Here is a 20,311-nt window from a genome sequence, read left to right as displayed (position 1 = left end):
CCACGAAGTATTTTCGCGGGTTCCGCCTGCAGGAACAAGCCGCCTACCAAGAGATGCCGTACTTGGCCGCGATGTTGCGCGCCCGCGTCTCCTGCGCGCTCTCGCGCGGCTGCCTGGCTCGGCCCGTCTGGCGCTGCGACTGGCCTTGGCCCTGCCCCTGACCTTGCCCTGCGGCACCTTGGCCGCCCGCACCTTGCGCCATGCCGTCCGCGGCGCCCTGTTGACTGGCGGCCTGCGGCTGACCGCCGCCCTTGCCAATGGAAATGCCGTTGGCCGACAGGATCGACCCGACATCGATGGTCTGAGCCTGGACCGAGGCGGATGCGATGACGAAAGCGGCGGCGAGAAGCAATTTGCGCATGACGATGTCTCCGTGTTGATGGCTGGAGATTGGCCTGCGCGCGCGATCTGGTATGTGGAACACGTCACATAAGCTCGAGGACCCCCCGATGACCAAAGGCGCGCTGGCGCTCCTGATCCATGGCGGCACCGATAACTGGTCGCCGCAGCGCTGGAAGGCGCGTTTCGACGACGTCTGCGGCGACCGCCCGGTGGTGCTGCTGCCGGATGCGAGCCTCGATCCGGCGGAGGTGCACTACGCCGCGGTGTGGAAGCCGGTCCCCGGCGAGCTCGCCGGCTTCCCGAACCTGCGCGTGATCTTCAATCTCGGCGCGGGCGTCGACGCACTGATGGCCGACAAGACGCTGCCGAGCGTGCCGCTGGTCCGGGTCGCGGTCGATGATCTTACGGCGCGGATGACCGAATATGTCGTGCTGCACGTGCTGATGCATCATCGGCAGGAGCTGTATCTGCGCGAGTCGCAGCGCGTGAAGCGCTGGGCGCCCAAGTATCAATGGCCGGCGGCCGAGATCGGAGTCGGTATTCTCGGACTGGGTACGCTCGGCATCGATGCGGCCGAAGTGCTCAAGCGGCTCGGCTTCCAGGTCGCCGGCTGGAGCCGCAGCGAAAAGCAGGCGGACGGCATCGAGTGCTTCCACGGTGCGGCGCAGCTGGATGCGTTCCTGGCGCGGACCGACATTTTGGTGTCGCTGCTACCGCTGACGCCCGACACGCGCGGCATTCTCGATCGCAAGATGTTCGCGAGGCTTCGGCGCAGCTCGCCGCTCGGCGCCCCCGTCATGATCAATGCCGGGCGCGGCGGCCTGCAGAACGAGGCCGACATCCTCGCCTGCCTCGACGACGGCACACTTGGTTCGGTCTCGCTCGACGTGTTCGGCCAGGAGCCGCTGCCGGTCGACAGCCCGTTCTGGAGCCACCCGAAGGTGGTGCTGACGCCGCACAATGCGGCCGACACCGACGCCGACGCGATCTCGCGCTACGTCGCCGAGCAGATCGCGACCTTCGAGGCCGGCGGGGCGCTGCGCAATCTGGTCGATCGCGTCAGGGGATATTGAACCGCTATTTGTTGCCGACCATCACATCGATCGCGCCGGCGACGATCGCCTCCAGCTCCTGACGCGGCGCCCGCGCGCGCGCCCGGACAGCGATCGAGTGGATCGTCGCCGACGCCAGACGCGCCAACACGACGGGATCGGCGTCGGCCGGCAGCTCGCCTTTTTCCTTGGCGCGGCGGAAGCAATGCGCAAACGCCTTGTCGAGCTCGGTCAGCGCGTTCTGCACCATGGCGCGGATGTCGGGGTCGGCGACCGCCTCCGAGCCCGCCGTCATCACCGTGAAGCAGCCGCGCGGTCCCTCCTCGCCCGACAGATAGATGTCGAGCGCCGTGGCGAAGATCTGCTCGAGCTGCCGTCGCACCGGCCAATCGTTGCTGAAGACGTCGCCCATGAGGGCGCGGGCATTGTCGCGATAGCGCTGATAGCTCTTGATGTAGAGCTCGCGCTTGTCGCCGAACGCGCCATAGAGGCTCGGCCGGTTCATGCCGGTGGCGGCGCTGAGATCGTCGAGCGAGGTCGCCGCAAAGCCGGTCGACCGGAACAGGTCGAGCGCCTTACCGAGCGCGACATCCGGCTCATACGCCCGCGGCCTGCCGCGCCGCTTCGGCTGGTCGGGGGCACCCGCCTTTTCTATCGGACGGTCGCCCTGCGGCGGCCCTTTCTTTTTTTGTACCATTTCGCACTAAATTCCTTGACCGAGCTCATATTATGCGAGACAGTATAAAAATCAACCAATGCTCCGGTCCGGAGCCCGAGGGAGACGTCCATGGACCTGTATTTCTCGCCGCTCGCCTGCTCGCTCGCCACCCGCATCGCGCTCTACGAAGCCGACGCCGCGGCGAACTATCTCGAGGTCGATCCCAAGACCAAGATCGTCCTCAACGACGGCTCCGATTTCCGCGCCGTCAACCCGCTCGGGCTCGTCCCGACGCTCCGCACCGATGACGGCGACCTGCTGACCGAGAACGCCGCGATCCTGCAATATGTCGCCGATCGCTTCCCCGAGGCCAAGCTCGGCACCGGCCCCGGCATGGACCGCAGCCGGCTGCATCAATGGCTCTGCTTCATCGGCACCGAGCTGCACAAGGGCCTGTTCATTCCGATCCTCGACAAGACCGCGCCCGAGGAAATGAAGGCTCATGTCCTGAAAAAGAACCTGTCGCGGCTCGATCATCTCGAGAACCATCTGCGGGATCGCGACTATCTGCTCGATCATTTCACGGTCGCCGACGCGTATCTCGTCACCGTGATCAACTGGACCATGGCAACGCCGCCGGTCCAGCTCGCGAAATGGCCGGCCGTGAAGGCGTACTACGAGCGCCTGCGCGCGCGGCCGTCGATCGCCCGTGCCATCGCCGAGGAGTTCGAGCTCTACAAGGCGGAACTGGCGCGGCATAAGGCAGCGGCCTAGGAACAGGCGGCCTGGGAACATACGAGTCTCGTCTCCCTCGATTGGGAGATGAGACCTCTTCACGGGGAAGATGAACCATCGCTCATTGACCCCTTCTCCACCGCGCCGGATGCTTGACCGCGATCATTCCGGGTTGCAATCCTCGAATCGCAGGAGGATTGCACGTGGCGACCACATCCGTACGAGACCGATTGCTGGCGGACCGGCGCGCGCTGCTCGATCTGGGCACGCGCAACCGGCTCGTGCACATCCCGCTCAAGACCAAGACCATCCGCACCATCGACATCGTCGGCGCGCGCTCTGCTGCGCTCTTCGAGCTTCTCGGCGAAGGCAAGCGCTTCACGTTCCTTCCGACGAAGGCAGAGACGGCGGAGGCGGAAGGCACCCTGCCCTTGAGCGTGCCGGCACCTCGATCCGACACGCCGACCACCAAGGTGGACCAGGAAGGTGATGATTCGGAGTCGCAGACGCGGCAGCCGGACACCCGGCTCAGGACCCGGCTGTCATCGGAGGCGCTGCAGAAGCGCCTGCTGGATATCTGGTACGACGCACGAACGCTCGAGGAAGAACAGGGCGTCAATATCCTCTATCTCGCCTTCGGGCTACTGAAATGGTTCGAGGACGACAAATCCGATGTCGAGCGCTTCGCGCCGCTCGTCCTGCTGCCCGTCCGTCTGGAACGCAGCAGCGCCGCCGATCGGTTTCACCTGGTCTCGCGCGCTGAGCCGCCGTCGCCGAACCTCTCGCTCCAGGCCAAGCTCGACGCCGAGTTCGGACTCAAGATCGAGGATTTTGGCGACGAGGACGATGTCGACATCGCGGCCTATCTCGCCGGCGTCGCGGAGACGGTCGCCAACAAACAGCGGTGGGAGGTCAGGACGGACGCGATCGTCCTCGGCTTCTTCTCGTTCTCCAAGTTCCTGATGTATCGCGATCTGGATCCAGAGAATTGGCCCGCAGATGGCGGCCTTGATCGTCACCCCCTCATCGCAGCGCTGCTTCAGGACGGTTTCGAGGGCGCGGAGCCGATCGTGGCCGACGACGGAAAGATCGATTCCGTCATCCAGCCAGTGGCGATGAACCACGTCGTCGATGCCGATTCGTCGCAGGCGGTGGTGATCGAGGAAGTGGTCCGCGGACGCGACCTCGTCGTCAAGGGACCGCCTGGAACCGGCAAATCGCAGACCATCACCAACATCATCGCGTCGGCTGCCGCCGAGGGGAAAACGGTGCTGTTCGTCGCCGAGAAGATGGCGGCGCTCGAGGTCGTGCACCGGCGTTTGAAGCATGTCGGTCTCGGCGCGCTCGCGCTGGAGCTGCACTCCAACAAGGCCAACAAGCGCGTTCTGCTCGAAGAGCTGAGGCGCTGCAAATCGGCCGAGGTCGCGGTCCCGCGCGGCGAAGCCACGCTGGTGCAGCGCCTGACCGACAGCCGTGACGGCCTCAACCGGCATGCGGAGATGATGCACCAGCCGCATCAGCCGAGCGAGCTGACACCGTTCAGGCTGCTGGGTCATCTCGTGCGCTGCGGGGACAACTCCGCGCAGCCTCCCTATCCGTTGCAGGGCGCCCCCTCCTGGTCTCCTCTGGATCTGGAGCGGCGGCGTGAGCTGATCGCCGAACTCGCCGGACGAATTGCGGCCGACGGCGCGCCTCACCTGCATCCCTGGCGCGGTGTCGGCCGCGACGCGCTTGATCCCGCCGAAATGACCGAGCTGCGCAGCTCGCTGGGCGACATTTCGAGCGGTGTCGGCAGCGTATCCACAGGCGCGGCCCGCCTCGGCACGCTGCTCGATCTCCCGCCGCCGGCCACCTTGGCCGATGCCGCGGGGATACTCGCCTTCGCCGAGGCCGCGGCCGCGATGCCGGAGTGCGATCGGACGTCCTTCCGCGACGGCGTCTGGAGCCAGACCGGACTCATCACGGACATCATCGACAAGGGGCTGCGTTACGCGAAATTGAGGACGGCCTTCGAGAGCGCCTTCGTCGAGGCCGCCTGGGATGCACCGATCGCCGAGTGCCGCAAGGTCATCGCCGAGAAGGGCCGCTCCTGGCTGCGCCTGCTCAGCCCGCGCTATCGCGAGCAGGTGGCGCTGCTGGCCTCGTACCTGAAGGTGCCGATGCCGAAAACGCTCGAGCAGCGGCTTCTGCTGCTCGACGGCCTCATCGCGGCGCAAGCCGCACGCCGGTCCTTCGCGGAGGTCGAAGCTGCCGGCAGCACCGCATTCGGAACGGCGTGGCAGAAGGAACGGTCGGACTGGGATGCGCTTTCCAGATTGGCGAGCTGGTGGAGTGCATTCCCCAAGCCGTTCGCAAACGACGAAACGCGCCAGCGGCTGACGCAGCTGGCCTTGTCAGCCGATGATCGGCAATCGATCGAACAGCTCAACCACGACCTCGCAAGTCTGAGGTCCGGCCTCGGCAGGCTGATCGACTTTCTCCAGCTGGAGCCTGCCCGCATCCCGCTCGACGCCGGCGACCAGATCCGGTTGGACGGCCTGTCGCAGACCTTGTCGGAGTGGCAGAGCGCGACCGAGCGCCTCACCCGCTGGATCGCGTTCATGGACCGGGTCCGCCTTGCGCGCGCGCAAGGCCTCGCCGCGCTGGTCGACCGCACGCTCGACGGCTCCTTGCCGGGCGACGCGCTCGAAGCCGCCTTCGACCGGTCCTATTACGACGCCATGCGCAGCGTGATCTTCGCCGATCATCCTGAACTGAAACGTTTCGACGGCGAATCGCACGATCGGCTGGTCGATGGCTTCCGCAAGCTCGACGTCGCACGGATGCAACTGGCCCGCGATCAGATCGCCCACGAGCATGCCGCGGCCCTGCCGCGCAACGCCGGCGGCATCGGGCCGCTCGGTGTGCTGAACGGCGAGCTTGCCAAGAAGCGCAATCATCTGCCCATCCGCCAGCTCCTGGAACGGGCAGGTCCGGTCATTCAGCAGATCAAGCCGATCTTCCTGATGAGCCCTCTGTCGGTGGCACAGTTCCTCAAGCCTGGCGCGATCGCCTTCGATCTTCTGGTGGTCGACGAGGCCTCGCAGATCGAGCCGGTCGACGCGCTCGGCGCGGTCGCGCGCTGCCGGCAGATCGTGGTCGTCGGTGACGAGCGGCAGCTGCCGCCGACGCGCTTCTTCGCGAAGCTGACAGGTAACGACGACGAGGACAATGACGACGAGGATCAGCCGACCTTCCAGGTCAAGGACGCCGAGAGCATTCTCGACCTCTGCCTTGCCAAGGGCCTGTCGCATCGGATGCTGAACTGGCACTATCGCAGCAAACACCAGTCGCTGATCGCCGTTTCCAACAAGCAGTTCTACGACAACCGGCTGTTCATCGTGCCGAGCCCGTACGACGCCGTCGCGGGAATGGGATTGAAGTTCAACTACAACCCCGATGCGCACTACGAACGCGGCAGCAGCCGGACCAACCCCAGGGAAGCGCGGCTCGTCGCCGAGGCCGTCATGCGCCATGCGCGCGAGACCCCGGACCGAAGCCTTGGCGTCGCGACCTTCTCGGTGGCGCAGCGCCAGGCGATCCAGGATCAGCTCGAAATCCTTCGTAAGGAAAACCCGGCAACGGAGAGCTTCTTCGTCCGCGGGGCCAGCGAACCGTTCTTCGTGAAGAACCTCGAGAACATCCAGGGCGACGAACGCGACGTCATCTTCATCTCCATCGGCTATGGGAGAACGAAGGAAGGTTTCGTCTCGATGAGCTTCGGCCCCCTCAACTCCGACGGAGGCGAGCGCCGGCTGAACGTGCTGATCTCGCGCGCCAAGCTCCGATGCGAGGTGTTCTCGTCGATCACCGGCGACGACATCGACCTGTCGCGCGCCAAGGGCCGCGGCATCGCGGCCCTGAAGACGTTCCTGACCTTCGCGCAGATGGGGCAGCTCGGCATCGCGCAGGAGACCGGGCGCGATCCCGACTCGGTGTTCGAGGAGCAGGTCGCCGCAAGGCTGCGGGCGCTCGGCCACGACGTGAAGACCCAGATCGGCACCGCCGGATTCTTCGTCGACCTCGCCGTCGTCGATCCCGACAAGCCGGGCCGCTTCCTGCTCGGAATCGAATGCGACGGCGCCCAGTACCATGCGTCTCGTTCGGCGCGAGACCGCGACCGCCTTCGGCAGAATGTGCTGGAAGCGCATGGCTGGGTGCTGCATCGTATCTGGTCGACCGACTGGTTTCTCCGTCCCAAGGAGGAAACCGAGAAAGTCCTCCGCGCGATCGATGCTGCGAAGGCGCATTGGCGGGACATCGACCAAGGGACTGCGCGAGCTCAACCCGAGCCTCCGGCAACCTCCGATGTGCCGGCGCCGGAGCAGACCGAGCAGCGCCCTCAGGAGATCCTCGCACAGGCACCGACGGTGGCCCCCTATGAAGAGGCGAAGCTGCGCGTCCGTCGGGAGATCGAGCCGCACGAGACGCCGCTTGCCGACATGACGCGGCATGTCGTCGAGATCGTCGCCATCGAGGGGCCGGTGCATGAATCGGAAATCATCGTCCGGATCAGATCGGCCTGGGGCCTTGCCCGCGCCGGCAATCGCATCCGCGATGCCGTGAGAGCGGCGCTGGGATCGGCAGTTGCGAAGGGACAGATCGCCGGGGGTCCGTTCTACGCCGTGCCGGGACAGGCGATCGTCGTCCGAACGCGCGAGGACGTGCAATCGCAGTCCTTGCGGAAGCCCGAGATGCTGCCGCCGGAGGAGATCAAGGCGGCCATCATGCAGATTGTCGAGCAGAACTTCGGTGCCGAGGAGGACCAGTTGATCCAGGCGGTGGCCCGCTTGTTTGGCTTCGGGTCGACCAGCGCCCAGCTGCGGGAGACCGTGCAGGGCAGTCTCAGAAGTCTTCTCGACGCAGGACACCTGCGCCGCGAAGGAGCGCTGCTGACCAGGCCGCAGGAGGCTTCGCCGGCGGCGCAGGACTGACCGGCTGAATGCGTGCCGGGAATCACGGCCCGAACGCCGCGTCACAGCCGCCCCGCGGAGCGCACGTCGCACCGCGTTGCGCAGAGTCGCTGGCAACGACGATCTCGCGATCCATCCGCGTCCTGCAATGGCGGTGGAGCGCCGACGATGTCGGAGCTGACGCCCCGCAGGGCGGAATGTCGCCCCTCCGGCTGTCCCCGCAACCGCGCGGAATCGCTGAAGGAACGGAACAGGCGAGGTCAGAATTCGTTCAGCACGGACGCTCGTCCCGGCCAATGCATCGGACCAGGATTGCACGGGTCCGTCCCGGCCACTATCCTTGAGGTGAGACACGCGCTGGCCCGCATCCCACAGGAGCGCCCCATGCCGACCGCGACCCCGGCTCAGACCCTGGCTCCCCTGGACGAGACCATCACCATCGCGGAGCTGACGCGCGATCCCTATCCGATCTACCGGCGCCTGCGCCGCGAAGCGCCGGTGTTGCGGGTCAAGTCGGTGGGCCGGACGTTCCTCACCAAGGCGGCCGACACCAAATATGTGAAGGACAATGCGGCGCTGTTCTCGTCCAACGATCCGAACACGCCGATGAAGCGCGCCTTCCTCGCGCATACCCTGATGCGCAAGGATCACGATGAGCACCGCGCCGAACGCATGGCGATGATGCCGGCTCTGATGCCGAAGACGATCGAAGCCGTCTGGGAGCCGCTCTACACCAAATTCGCCACTGATTATCTCGACCGGCTGCCGCGCGGCGAGATCGTCGATCTCTTCCCCGCCCTCGCAGGCCCCTTGGCCGCGCGCATCCTCGCTGAAGTGATGGGCATCCCGGACGCCAGCGACGCGGACATGCAGCGCTGGTCGCAGGCCCTGATCGACGGCGCCGGCAATTTCGGCTGGACGCCGGGGCCGTTCGACGCGTCCGATATCGCCAACGCCGAGATGGACCGCTGCATCCGCGCCAACATGGCGCGCGTCCGTGCCGCGCCGGATTCGTCCGCGCTCTCCTTCATGGTCAACGCGAAGAATCCGATTGCCGAAAGCCAGATCATCGCCAACATCAAGATCGCGATCGGCGGCGGCATCAACGAGCCGCGCGACGCGCTGCTGACGATCCTCTACGGCCTGCTCACCAATCCGGAGCAGCTCGCCGCGGTGCGCGCGCAGGACAAATGGCGCTCCGCCTTCGAGGAAGGCGTGCGCTGGGTGGCGCCGATCCAGGCGAGCTCACGCCTGGTGATGGAGGACACCGAGATCCGCGGCTGCCTGATCCCGAAGGGCGACACCGTGATGACCATCCAGGCCTCCGCCAACCATAACGAGAAGCTGTTCACCGACGGCGAGACCACCAACGCCCTGCGCGACCCCAACCCCCACCAGGCCTTCGGCAACGGCCCCCACCACTGCGCCGGCGCCCACCTCTCCCGCCGCACCGTCGGCGCCATCCTGCTGCCAATGCTGTTCGAGCGTTTCCCCAACTTGACGCTGCCCGATCCCGCGAGCGTGCGCTGGCACGGATTCGGCTTCCGCGGCCCGCTCAATCTGCCGGTACGGCTGCAATAGGTCCGGCACGAAGGGCGTTGTTCTTCGCGTTGTCTCAGTGCACCTGAGGCGGGCCCCGGGTTGGTTGGAATCACCACGTTCGAGTTATCGCGCTTTGGCAGGCCCGGTGGCGATCTCGACGACGGCCTTCGTGAACCTGCGGTAGATGTCGATCTGTCTGCCGGCAAACGTGGTCGCGACGCCGAACATGCTGAGAGGCGAGCGCATCGTGGCGAGGCTGGCCGCCAAATCGAGATTGTCTCGCGTCATCTCCATAAGCAGGGTCTGGCAGGCCTCCATGCCGGCGAGCGCCGGCGGCGGTCCGCCCGCCACGGGCGAGGGATCGGCCGCCCTGGCTTCAGCGATCGGGGTTGGCTGGGCTTCGTGCGAGTCCGTCCCAGCGCCGACAGGCTGAGCGGCATCGGGCTTCAGCTCGCTGAGAGGCGGCAGGCGCGCCGGCGCGGATTCGGGCTCACGAGGCGGGAGCGGCGGCAGGATCGTTTCCGTCTCCTGGCCGGGTCGTCCCGGGAGCCTCGTTTCGGTCTCCGGAACTGCCTGCAGTTCGTCTGCGTCCGAGCTTACGAACTCGGTTAGCACGCGAGCGCGCTTCTGCCTCGCTGTCGCGTCGGCGTGTTTGGGCATTGATACCGGCTTCGCCACGACGGGTTTCGCGCTGTTCCCCTTGTGGGAGCCATTTGATTTGCGCTTGTTCATTGAAAGGCCTTCCTGTGCGGCATCGCCGGAGTGGGGCCAGCCCGGTCTCGATACCAATCTCCGTGTCGGACCATTGGTTCCTTGCGATCAGGACGCCGTCGCTCGAGCGAGGAGAGTGAGCTGCGCAATCGGGGCGGCCTGCACCATTGCGCCGGCGCCCACCTCTCCCACCGCACCGTCGGCGCCATCCTGCTGCCGATGCGGTTCGAGCGTTTTCCCAGCATGACCTTGCCCGATCCCGCGAGCGTGCGCTGGCACGGGTTCGGCTTCCGCGGCCCGCTCAATCTGCCGGTTCGGCTGCAGGAGAAGCAGCGCGCGGGGGATCGTACTACTGCGCGCTGAGTCGGTGCGCCTGATCTGGTCGCGGGTGGGCTAGGACCCTGGTCTCTCCGTCGTACTGATCGGGTCGTACTGATCGGCGACGACGTCACGATCGGCTGACGGTTCGCGATCCGGCCATGGATCCCGCCCTGGATCGGATCGCGGGAGCGGACGGCACGCTTGCTCCGGTCAAGTCGTCGCGGGTCGCCACGGCGGCGTGACGCACCGAGACGGTCGTGCCGGGCCGACCGGCCACGGTCGTGACCTCGGCCCCGAGCTGCTTCGCCAGGGCCATGATGATGCCGGTGCCGAGACCCCCCTTCGGCCGGCCGTTCATCTGCAATTTCCCCGTTCCATTGTCCGAGACGGACAGGGTCCAGCCGGCTCCGGAGGACTCGTAGGTCACGGTGATCAGCCCATTCGCGGTGTCCTCGGGAAACGCATGCTTGAGGGAGTTGATGACGAGCTCGGTGACGATCAGCCCGAGACTTTCGGCTTCGCTCGTCGTCGCCTGACCGTCGCCGCGGGTTTCGATCCTGGTCCGCTGATGGTCGGCGATCATCGATTGCGAGATCGCCTGGCAGAGCCTCGCGAAATGCGGTCCGAGCGCGATCACGCCGCTGCGCGCGGAGGTGTGGACTCTGCTGGATGTTCGCGAACGAGATGACCCGGTCGCGGGCGTCGTCCAGATGGCGTCGTGCCTCCTCGGAGCCGACGGACCGTGCCTTCAACGAGATGATGCTGGCGATGATCGCCAGGCTGTTGCCGACGCGGTGCTGAAACTCCTCGAGCAGCATATCCTTCTGACGCAGCAGCTCCTCGTTCCGGCGCGCCATCTCGCGCTCGCTGGTGACGTCCTCGAGGCCGAGCAGGATGGTCGTGTGGGACCCGACCGTGTAGGACACCTGCCGGGCGTTCAGCCGCATTGCCCGGGGTCCGACGGCGGGAAAAACGTGCTCCACCTCGAAATCATGCAGCGCGCTGGCGTTGGAGAAGATCTGGCTCAGCCACGACTTCAGCGCCGGAATATTCCAGGCGCCGTCATCCAGCTCATAGAAGAGTTGTCCCAGCACATCCTCGGGCGTCGCGGAGAAGGTGAGATAGAACGAACGGCTGGCGGCAATCACGCGGAGATCGTGGTCGAGGACGAGCAGCGGCTCCCGGACCGTGTCCACAATGGCTTCGGCAAGTGCGCACGCGTCAGACGCGTCGGAAAACTGCTGCTTGAACATGTGGTCCCCTCCCTACGCAACACTCCCCCCGTCACGAACGCTTCGCGCGTCCCGCCTTCAAGCGGCGAAACGAAACGCAGAGCCCGGCGGTGGGTGATGGGCAGCTAGCGATGCGGACAGAGTTCCGTCTGTGCAAAACAGACCACCCGCGCGCTGCACACCCGCCGCTAGTTCTGCTGCTCCGCCTGCAGGTTGTCGTTCAGGACGGCTTGCAGCAGCGCCGGATAGACGACGATCTCGCCGTCATATTCGATCAGGCCCGCCCTCCGGAACTTGTTCATGAAATGACTGACGCGCGACCGCGTCGTGCCGATCATTTCGGCCAGCGTTTCCTGGCTGATTCTTGGAATGACCGGCAGCGGCGTTTCGCCGCGGCCGTAATCGGCCATCGTCAGAAGCAGCCGCGCCAGCCGCTTTTCGCTGCTATGGAAGAGCTGGTCGATCAGGTCCGCCTCGAACCGGTCGATCCTGGCCAGCAGAAACGCGACGAACATCTCCGCAAGCTCAGGGTGGAGGCGAAGCGCTGCGATCATCGTCTTCTTGGCGATGGCGGTGACCACGCAATCCTGCAGGGCGAATGCCGAGCCGGTATGCACCGCCTGCCGCGTCAGACAGCCTTCGCCGAAAAACTGCCCGGCATCGACGATGCCGATGACCGCTTCCTTGCCGACGTCGTTGACGACGGTCAGCTTGATCTTTCCCTGTTGGAGAAAGAACAGCGCGTCGGCCGGGTCGCCCTGGGCGAACACGCTTCCCCCCTTGGGAACCTTCAGGACCTTCTGCCCCGGGCATACCTTGTCGAGAAAGGCCTTCGGATCAAATCTGGCGAGGTTCGAACTCGGCACAGCCCCCATCCCCCTCGGTGGACATGCCGAAATTTTACGGTGGAAACCGCTTCCATCTTTGCGCTAGGTCAATCTTCTCATCGCCCTCCGATTGAGTTCCCGGCGAGGATAAGGCGCCGCGAGCACCATTCTGCAATCGATGCGAGACCTTCCCTGCGATGCAGCCCCTCACATGATGGAGCATGCTCACGCCGGAGCCGCTTCGAACGAGAGACCGGCGTGCACCAGACCCCGCGCGTTCGACCATCTCCTCGGCGCGCGCCGGCCGAGTGAATGAGGCCTCATCGCATCCTCGCGGTCGTTCATCCGTGGTGATCGGCCACCTGTTTGGGTTGCACAGACCAGGTCGCGGGCGCGTCGTCACGGTCGGCTGCGGCCGCAGCCGCCGTCGCCTGCACCTTGCCCGGCGCGTGATGGGCCGGCGCATAGATCGCATAGACCTGCATCGGCGTCGGGCCGATGTTGGTGATGTTGTGCCAGGTCCCGGCCGGAACGAGCACGCACCAGCCGTTCGACACCGTCTGGTCGAATGTCAGCTCGTCCTTGGCGGGCCCCATCTGCACCCGGCCGCGGCCGGCATCGAGCCGCAGGAACTGATCGGTTTCCGGATGCGCCTCCAGGCCGATGTCGCCGCCGACCGGAATCGACATCAGCGTCACCTGCAGATAGCGCCCGCTCCAGGCGACCGACCGATAATTGGCATTGTCCCGCGTCGCCCGCTCGATGTCGAACGCCTGCGGCTGCGGCCCGATGTCGGTGATCTCAGCAAGCATGTCCATCACGGATCTCCCAACCGGCGGCCTTGCCGGCAAACCGTCCCGCCACGCGTCTAGCGATGGTCCCGAAGCTGATCGGACACCGCCTCCTTGCCGAAGGCGTGGTCGAGCGCGCGCTTCAGCTTGTGGACCGCGCCACGCACGGCCTGCTCCATGAAGCTGTCCTGATGCGCCGCGACGATCGGCTCGCCGCCGTCACGGTGCACCTCGATCTTGCAGCTCTTGTCGTCGTGACTGGGCTTGTGGCTCACCGCGTCGCTGAGCTGCACGTCGATCCGCCTGACCTGATCCTCATAGCGATGCAGCACCGCATGAAGCGACGCCTTCACGTCCTGCGACAACTGCTCGCCGTCCTCGACGTTTCCATCGGTCCTGACATCGATCAACATCCGTGTCTCCTTCAGGTGAAGCGTCAAACGTCGCAAGATGGAATTCGCGATCATGATCAGCTCTCCGGCATGGTCGTCATCCAAGCTTCGACGCCGCCGCACGGCACGCGACGCCACGAAGCGTCGTTCGCGGGCGGCCGCCACGACTGAACGCCCCGTGATACAGCGGGTCTGAAGCGACGCTTGATCCGCCTCGCGGCCTTTCGGGCGGGGCGAAGCCGCCGTTCGAGCGCGTCTCCCAATGTCTCCCGCAACCAGACTGCCAGAGGCGAACGCGCGCGGCTGATCAATATTGCTCAGTCAATACCGGAGAATCAGGCGCAACCTGCGGCGACCCAACTTTCGAGTCTGCACCGGAGATGGGATGATGGATTGTCCGATCACATTTCGCTGCCCCCAGACAGGGTCCGAGGTCGATGCCATCCTGCACCAGCCGAAGGACGACTGTCGGTTCGAGACCGTGACCTTCGAGACCGTGAGCTGCCCGGCCTGCTCGAGATTCCACTTCATCCACGCCATGACCGGCGCGCTCATTCCTCCGACCCTGCTGGGCCCGGGGAACTGGACGCCGTAGCGGCGGGCTCGAAGGGCGAACGTCCCGTCTCGCACATTCCTGTGCGGAGGCCGCTGCCGCGGCATCAACGAACCGCGCGACGCGCTGCTGACGATCCTCTACGGCCTCCTCACCAATCCGGAGCAGCTCGCCGCTGTGCGCGCGCAGGACAAATGACGATCGGTCTTCGAGGAAGGTGTGCGCTGGGTGGCGCCGAGCCCGGCGAGCTCACGCCTGGTGATGGAGGACACCGAGATCCGCGGCTGCCTGATCCCGAAGGGCGACACCGTGATGACCATCCAGGCCTCCGCCAACCATAACGAGAAGCTGTTCACCGACGGCGAGACCACCAACGCCCTGCGCGACCCCAACCCCCACCAGGCCTTCGGCAACGGCCCCCACCACTGCGCCGGCGCCCACCTCTCCCGCCGCACCGTCGGCGCGATTTTGCTGCCGATGCTGTTCGAGCGGTTTCCGCGGATGAAGCTGGTGGATGCGGCCAGTGTGCGCTGGCATGGCTTTGGGTTTCGGGGGCCGCTGAATTTGCCGGTGAGGCTACAGTAGGATTGGGAGCGCGGAGCATTGTCTTTAGCTTGATCCTCAGTGCAAATGCCGTGGCTTGAGGCTGCTTAAGATCATGCCCGCAGCCAGCCCTGGCATGCACATCTTGAATGCACTGCCGCCAACCGAACTTACATGTCTGTTGGGGCACTCAGGCGGTGCCGGTCGCCTACTGTTCGCTCCAACATCCAAGACATACGCCTTCGTCCGAAATCACATTCGATTTGCAGTCCTTTTCCTTGCATTTCCTACGTTCAACTACGTATCGATCATCGCACACGATACAAAAAAGATGGGTACTTTCGGGATTGTTCGGCTGCAAATGGGCCAAAGCGTATCGATCCATCTCAGCGGCATTTGCACATTCAGGACAAAAATAGCGGCGCGCCTTCTTGTCGAACCCAAAAAACTTCTTGAGTGAAGACGCTCCTAGAAGACCAACTAAGGTTTGCGCTTCATGGCAGACGATCTCTGTAACAAAGTCGTTAGAATAGGCTACCGCCAAATAGTCATTGTTCTTGTACTCTAACCGCTGCTTCATCCACTGAATAGACGGAGCCAATCTCCCAACACAAGTGAGGATAGCCTCCAGCAACTCAGTGACGCTAATAGGCCTTCTATCTTTTCCATGATGAATGACTTGATTTCGCCTTCTCCGCACGAGCCCGAAAAGCTCAACAAATGATGTCTCTAATTGATCCGTACACACGCTGTTGTGCAGCTTAATAAGATCTGCGGCGTCTACCGTCCGGAACTCAGCAAAGGAAATGTCTTTCTTGTCGGAAGCAGGCCAGTCGCGAACTTCTCTCGACAACAACAAGAATGGGTTTACAGCTGCGATACGCGACTTCAATAGCAATTCGAATCCTTGCTGCACCAAAATCAGGGCGTTCGCAAGGGAAGGTTGCGACTTCTGCCAGTATTCATCCGCGACCTCTCCGCCGGAGTCCCAATCTGCGACCTGCGCGTTGTCCAACTCTCCCACAAGGCCGACAACGATTGTCCAGGCAAGGTTGAGAGAATTAATTGCTGCGTCCTTCAGATCGTCAGCAGTCGGCACCTCAACGATCATTCTAATCTCGCAGGTCTGAATTGTTCGTCCGTATAAACACTGAATGGGCGTCCGTCGCGCCCGCCTTAACCAGAGCCACTAAGAGATCACTACGGGCCATCCGTTTCTTCTTTTTCGCTACAACAGGCTTGGCCTGCATCTTCGGAGGCTGTCGTGAGGACGCGTCTTTATTCGATCCGAACAAGTCCACGTCTCACTTTCCGATTATCATTTTCATTGCGGCTTGCAGCCCTTCTGCAAAATCGAGATTGAACCCGAGTTTGCTTGCAACATAGGACGCGGAGCGACTGGCAACACACCTCCTTACCCTATGCGCGAGGTGAGGCGCCGAAGCGGAGATTACTCCGAGCCTTTCTCGGTCGCCGGAGCAGCGGGACTGGGCGCCACACATTAAAGTTCGGAGCCCCTTCCGGCAGCCCGCCGAAAGTCGAACTGGAGCCCCCAAACTCCTCGGCAGCTCGCGCATACCTAAACATAGCAGCTGCTTTGTTTGGACAACAGAATTTTGATCCGAGTCATCGGCAAGCCTCCACAGTCCTTGGAGAGCGACATCCGGGACTGATGCCCTTTATCAACGCGTATCTTTAGTCGCGCTCCAGATCCTTTCTGCCCTCCGCATCGCCCCCACCCCCAAACTGCCCGTCGTGCCAATCTGCCGCATTCCGTCGGGCAACTTCGACCTTGTGTCGTCGGGCAAATCAGATCGATGCTCCTCGCCGTCTCCTGCTCGCTGAAGGGGCGTTTCGCGATCGTCACGGACCGTGGAGCGGGAGATGCGGTGGCCGCCTGGGGTCGCAGTGCGCGTTTCGCGTGCGGACGAACGACCTTGAGCGGACGGTCAAGCCGTGTGGTCCCGACACCCCGACGCTGGTGTCTTGATCGGCGACATCCCGATGACGGGGGCAAGCAAGCCCGGTCCCCTGGGAGAGCACGGAGCAGCCGTTCAACCCATCGCGCAGGGAAGGCCGGTTGTTCGGCCAATCCTGTGGTGACTGCCGCCTGCTTTCTTTTCTGCAGGCGGGCCATGGGTGCGGCCTGCACCCGGCCTTCCCTGCGCCCTTCTTCTCGAGGGGTGCCGAGGTGAAGCAAAGCTCGGACGCGAATGTGCGCCGCGAGGCTGAGGAGCCGCGTCGCGAGGTCAGAGATGAAGGGTTGAGCGCCGGGAAATGGCGCTCCCTAGGGGAATCGAACCCCTGTTTCAGCCTTGAGAGTTGGAGTTTTTCCTGCTCGTCCAGTTCGCATCCATTCGCCACAATCCAATATTATCATATACTTAGATGATGGAGGTTCCCGGTCGACCGCCTCCGTACGCCCTCGCTTATTCGACGGATATTCGACGGTTTAGAGAAGGTTGTGATGGCGAAAACTCTCGTAGAGGAACAGATCACGACGGCCAGGGCGCGCTCCAGGTTGGATCTAGGCGTACATTGGCGGCGCCTCGATGCCGAGGCGCATCTTGGCTATCGCAGAGGCAAGCGAAGTGGGAAATGGTTGGTACGCTGGCGCAATCACCATGACGGGGCCAATTACAAGCAAGCGCCGATCGGCGTTGCCAACGACGTCAACGACAAGCCATCCGAAGGCACGCTGACCTTTGAACAAGCCGTGACACAAGCGCGAGAACACGTCATCCGGGCAAGGGCAGAAGCGGCAGCGCTAGCTGCCGGACCGCCGCCCACAGTGCAAGCGGCAATTGAGATATACGTTCGGGAGCGCAACGCCCGTGACAGCCGGAGGGCCGGTCGCGAAATTCGCTCCGATGCTGGCCACCGGCTGCGGCGCTACCTTCTTGGTCAAGAGCGTCGTGGTCGCCAGGAAGCCACTAAGGCTGCTCCCCTCGTCGCTGTCCGCCTATACGCGTTGACAGAAAATCACCTTTTGACTTGGCGTGAGAGCCTGCCGGCAAAATTGAAGGCCACGACCAGGCGCAGGCTCGCAGCTGACCTGAAGGCTGCCCTAAATGCAGCATGGCTCCGCCTGCCCTCGGAACAAAAGAAGTTGAACCCGACATTCCCGTCGATCGTGAAAGACGGGCTCAAAGCTGAACGCATCGAGGATGACGACGAGACATCTGTCGCTCGAGACAACCAAATTCTCACGGACGCGCAGGTCAGTACTCTCCTCCGAGCCGCGCGCAAGATCGACGAGGAGCAAGGGTTTGAAGGCGACCTCTATCGCATTGTCGTGTGCCTTGCGGCTACGGGTGCGCGATTTGCGCAACTAAGGCGGATGCGCGTGAGTGATGCGCAGGAAATAGAGCGACGCTTGATGGTGCCAGGGTCATACAAGGGGCGCGGCGGCAACGGCGGCTATGTCCCGGTACCCGTGGGTGAAGATGTCATTGACGTTCTGTTGCCGGCAATTTCAGGCCGCCCAAAAGAAGCCCCATTGTTTGAGCGCTGGAGGTACGAACAGGCTGGTAGCTTTGGGTGGAAGAAGTCGGAGCGCGGTCCGTGGAGGACAGCCGAACTCACTCGCCCGTGGCAAGACATCCGCGAGCGCGCCGGGTTCCCGAAGGTCATCCCCTATGCGTTGCGGCATTCCAGCATCGTACGCGGCCTACGCAATCTGCTGCCCATTCAGCACGTTGCCAAAATGCACAACACATCGGTGCAGATGATCGAACGCCATTATGCGAAGTACATCGCAACGGCCCTCGAAGATCTAGCCAGGGCGGCTGTTATACCTCTTGTCCCCCGCGGAGAGGCGAGCATGTCGCCGATGTCTGGGGCCAGCGAGAAGCTTTCGTTGTCGATCGATAATGCTTTAGATGGGCACGGCTCTGCCAGGTCGGAATTGTAACACTGCAGGCGCAGGTTGGCCTGCGGCCATTCTCACATCGATACGGGAAGCGCATATTTACTACTAAATTGGCCACGTCCAGGCGAAAAAGCTATCTGCCTTTGGTGGGTGCCACATTGATGCCAACCAGAGAAGACAGAGATTGCACAACGACGAGCCTACGTCGGCCGATCGTCGTCGTCGCAACTCGACCATTTCCGATCAGTTCATAGATCTTCGTTCGCCCAAGGCCGGTTGCTTCACAGGCCTCCGCCACTGTACAGGTCAGCCGCTGCGCAAACGGGATGCAATCTAGCGGATTACGCTTGGGCTCTTGGGTAGCGCATTCGAGGCGCCGGCCACGTCGCATCAAGGTCGTTCCTCTTCTATAATATCGAAGACTCCACCGTGAGGCCGCCTGCACCTGACGTCAACAGAATCGACTGAGCAGAGTGTCCTAGCGTACATCAGAAAGCTGCGGAGGGACCCGCGTAAAGGAGAGGGCTAACATTTTCTGGCCGACCTGGCGCGATCGAGTAGCTCCCGCGATACCCAGCTTCTATACGGCTCGTCAAAGTCCGCGGTATCATTGAGTTCGAGAGAGCGAGGACCTCATGAAGAGGTGACCTTGCCCCCAAGTTTTATCCAGACCTGAGTTCGTTCGGGCGGTTGGATGTGCCCATCTGGGCGGTCGTAGCGGCGGGAGCTGGCGCGGAGCTCTCGGCATAGCGCAGCGCCAGATCCCGACGCGGATTGCAGGTGGCGGCGAACTCGGATGGCGTCTTCCATCCGAGCTGGGAGTGCGGTCGAGCGTCGTTATAGTCGGCCTGCCAGCATCGGAGCGCAACGCGGGCCTGGGCGAGCGAGGTGAACAGCGTCTCGTTCAGCAGTTCATCCCGCAGGCGGCCGTTGAAGCTCTCGATGAAGGCGTTCTGCATGGGCTTGCCCGGCGCGATGTAGTGCCAGGCGACACGGCTTTGATCGGTCCATGTCAGGATGGCATTGCTGGTGAGTTCGCTGCCGTTGTCGCTCACGACCATCTTGGGCTTGCCGCGCTTGGCGACCAGCCGGTCCAACTCTCGAGCGACCCGGGCGCCCGAGAGTGAGGTGTCGGCCACCAGCGCCAGGCACTCGCGGGTGCAGTCGTCGACCACGGTCAGGACGCGGAAGCGCCGGCCATCGGTCATCTGATCCGACACGAAGTCGAGCGACCAGCGATCATTCGGGAGCAGCGGCACCGTCATCGGAGCTCGTGTGCCGAGGGCCCGCTTGCGGCCACCTCTGCGGCGCACCGTGAGCCGTTCCTCCCGGTACAGCCGGAACAGCTTCTTGTGATTGACCGCATAGCCCTCCCGCTTGAGCAGGACGTGCAGGCGACGATAGCCGAAGCGGCGGCGCTCATGGGCGATCGCCCTCATGCGCTGCCGCAGCCCGGCATCATCGGCCCGGCTCGTCTGATATCTGACCGTCATGCGGCAACATCCGATGGCTTTACACGCCCGCCGTTCGCTCATCCCGTGAACACCCATGAGATGTGCGACAGCTTTCCGCTTCGCAGCGGGCGTTACCACTTCTTTCCCAGGAGATCCTTCAGCGCTGCATTGTCCAGCATGGCGTCCGCCAGCAGCCGCTTGAGCCGCGTGTTCTCGTCCTCCAGCGTCTTCAGCCGCTTGGCCTCCGAGACGTCCATTCTGACCTTGCCCCTGGGGCTTAATCCAGTTTGAAGTTCGTTCTGGCCCAACGAGGACCAGAGCATGAAGCGCAGCCG

15 protein-coding genes and 4 pseudogenes are annotated in these 20,311 nt (G+C 63.8%); 8 read left to right on the top strand and 11 right to left on the bottom strand.

Features of this window, described 5'->3' with window-relative positions; genetic code table 11:
• Nucleotides 1–43 precede the first annotated feature (43 nt).
• On the bottom strand, nt 44–361 hold the full coding sequence (locus QW861_RS32450; protein ID WP_315717601.1) for a hypothetical protein: 318 nt from the start codon (nt 359–361) through the stop codon (nt 44–46).
• An 88-nt stretch (nt 362–449) separates the two neighbouring features.
• On the opposite strand from QW861_RS32450, the gene QW861_RS32445 reads away from it, so the two are divergent.
• A complete protein-coding gene (locus QW861_RS32445; protein WP_315753961.1) occupies nt 450–1,415 on the top strand; it encodes a glyoxylate/hydroxypyruvate reductase A in 966 nt (321 codons plus the stop codon).
• 4 nt (nt 1,416–1,419) lie between these two features.
• Here QW861_RS32445 and QW861_RS32440 read toward each other — a convergent pair whose 3' ends face one another.
• Nucleotides 1,420–2,091 (bottom strand): TetR/AcrR family transcriptional regulator, encoded by a 672-nt coding sequence (locus tag QW861_RS32440; RefSeq protein ID WP_315717603.1) that lies wholly within the window; start codon nt 2,089–2,091, stop codon nt 1,420–1,422.
• 90 nt (nt 2,092–2,181) lie between these two features.
• On the opposite strand from QW861_RS32440, the gene QW861_RS32435 reads away from it, so the two are divergent.
• From QW861_RS32435 to QW861_RS32425, 3 genes are all read left to right on the top strand, one after another.
• Nucleotides 2,182–2,826, top strand: a complete 645-nt coding sequence (locus tag QW861_RS32435; RefSeq protein ID WP_315753963.1) for a glutathione binding-like protein — start codon at nt 2,182–2,184, stop codon at nt 2,824–2,826.
• A 164-nt stretch (nt 2,827–2,990) separates the two neighbouring features.
• Nucleotides 2,991–7,760, top strand: coding sequence for a DUF3320 domain-containing protein (locus tag QW861_RS32430; protein WP_315753965.1), 4,770 nt, complete (start codon nt 2,991–2,993; stop codon nt 7,758–7,760).
• Between the two features lie 363 nt (nt 7,761–8,123).
• Nucleotides 8,124–9,320 (top strand): cytochrome P450, encoded by a 1,197-nt coding sequence (locus QW861_RS32425; RefSeq protein WP_316173058.1) that lies wholly within the window; start codon nt 8,124–8,126, stop codon nt 9,318–9,320.
• An 84-nt stretch (nt 9,321–9,404) separates the two neighbouring features.
• On the opposite strand, the gene QW861_RS32420 is transcribed toward QW861_RS32425, so the two are convergent.
• Nucleotides 9,405–10,013, bottom strand: coding sequence for a hypothetical protein (locus QW861_RS32420; RefSeq protein ID WP_315753969.1), 609 nt, complete (start codon nt 10,011–10,013; stop codon nt 9,405–9,407).
• 135 nt (nt 10,014–10,148) lie between these two features.
• Between QW861_RS32420 and QW861_RS32415 the strand changes: the two are divergent.
• Nucleotides 10,149–10,355: pseudogene (locus tag QW861_RS32415) on the top strand (hypothetical protein); the annotation flags it as partial.
• An 85-nt stretch (nt 10,356–10,440) separates the two neighbouring features.
• Here the strand turns inward: QW861_RS32415 and QW861_RS32410 are convergent.
• The 5 genes and pseudogenes from QW861_RS32410 to QW861_RS32390 all read right to left on the bottom strand — a co-directional run bounded on the left by QW861_RS32410 (nt 10,441) and on the right by QW861_RS32390 (nt 13,576).
• Nucleotides 10,441–10,950: a sensor histidine kinase gene (locus QW861_RS32410; protein WP_315753971.1), complete on the bottom strand. Its 510-nt coding sequence runs from the start codon at nt 10,948–10,950 to the stop codon at nt 10,441–10,443.
• A gap of 82 nt (nt 10,951–11,032) precedes the next feature.
• A pseudogene (locus tag QW861_RS32405) lies at nt 11,033–11,131 on the bottom strand (histidine kinase dimerization/phosphoacceptor domain -containing protein); the annotation flags it as partial.
• A 602-nt stretch (nt 11,132–11,733) separates the two neighbouring features.
• A complete protein-coding gene (locus QW861_RS32400; protein WP_315753972.1) occupies nt 11,734–12,420 on the bottom strand; it encodes a Crp/Fnr family transcriptional regulator in 687 nt (228 codons plus the stop codon).
• A gap of 293 nt (nt 12,421–12,713) precedes the next feature.
• Nucleotides 12,714–13,190 (bottom strand): cupin domain-containing protein, encoded by a 477-nt coding sequence (locus tag QW861_RS32395; RefSeq protein WP_315753975.1) that lies wholly within the window; start codon nt 13,188–13,190, stop codon nt 12,714–12,716.
• Between the two features lie 50 nt (nt 13,191–13,240).
• The gene (locus QW861_RS32390) at nt 13,241–13,576 is read right to left on the bottom strand and encodes an HPF/RaiA family ribosome-associated protein (RefSeq protein WP_315717609.1); all 336 of its coding nucleotides are present in this window, start codon (nt 13,574–13,576) and stop codon (nt 13,241–13,243) included.
• A gap of 367 nt (nt 13,577–13,943) precedes the next feature.
• Here QW861_RS32390 and QW861_RS32385 point away from each other — a divergent pair, with 367 nt between their 5' ends.
• Together QW861_RS32385 and QW861_RS32380 are read left to right on the top strand one after the other, a co-directional pair.
• Nucleotides 13,944–14,150: a hypothetical protein gene (locus QW861_RS32385; protein WP_315753977.1), complete on the top strand. Its 207-nt coding sequence runs from the start codon at nt 13,944–13,946 to the stop codon at nt 14,148–14,150.
• A 60-nt stretch (nt 14,151–14,210) separates the two neighbouring features.
• Nucleotides 14,211–14,693 (top strand): annotated as a pseudogene (locus QW861_RS32380) (cytochrome P450); the annotation flags it as partial.
• Nucleotides 14,694–14,859: 166 nt separating this feature from the next.
• Here the strand turns inward: QW861_RS32380 and QW861_RS32375 are convergent.
• Nucleotides 14,860–15,762, bottom strand: a complete 903-nt coding sequence (locus QW861_RS32375; RefSeq protein WP_315753979.1) for a hypothetical protein — start codon at nt 15,760–15,762, stop codon at nt 14,860–14,862.
• A 1,356-nt stretch (nt 15,763–17,118) separates the two neighbouring features.
• Between QW861_RS32375 and QW861_RS32370 the strand changes: the two genes are divergently transcribed.
• A complete protein-coding gene (locus QW861_RS32370) occupies nt 17,119–18,564 on the top strand; it encodes an integrase (protein WP_316193970.1) in 1,446 nt (481 codons plus the stop codon).
• Nucleotides 18,565–18,655: 91 nt separating this feature from the next.
• Here QW861_RS32370 and QW861_RS34100 read toward each other — a convergent pair whose 3' ends face one another.
• Both QW861_RS34100 and QW861_RS32365 read right to left on the bottom strand, forming a co-directional pair.
• Nucleotides 18,656–18,913 carry an excisionase family DNA-binding protein gene (locus QW861_RS34100; RefSeq protein ID WP_410052345.1) on the bottom strand — a complete coding sequence of 86 codons (258 nt, stop codon included), beginning with the start codon at nt 18,911–18,913 and terminating at the stop codon, nt 18,656–18,658.
• A gap of 271 nt (nt 18,914–19,184) precedes the next feature.
• A pseudogene (locus QW861_RS32365) lies at nt 19,185–20,233 on the bottom strand (IS3 family transposase); the annotation flags it as partial.
• Between the last annotated feature and the right edge of the window lie 78 nt (nt 20,234–20,311).

It is taken from the genome of Bradyrhizobium sp. SZCCHNRI1029 (assembly GCF_032487555.1).
Taxonomy (GTDB): Bacteria; Pseudomonadota; Alphaproteobacteria; order Rhizobiales; family Xanthobacteraceae; genus Bradyrhizobium.
Note: the sequence above shows the minus strand (reverse complement) of the source record. Positions and strands in the feature narration are given on the sequence as shown.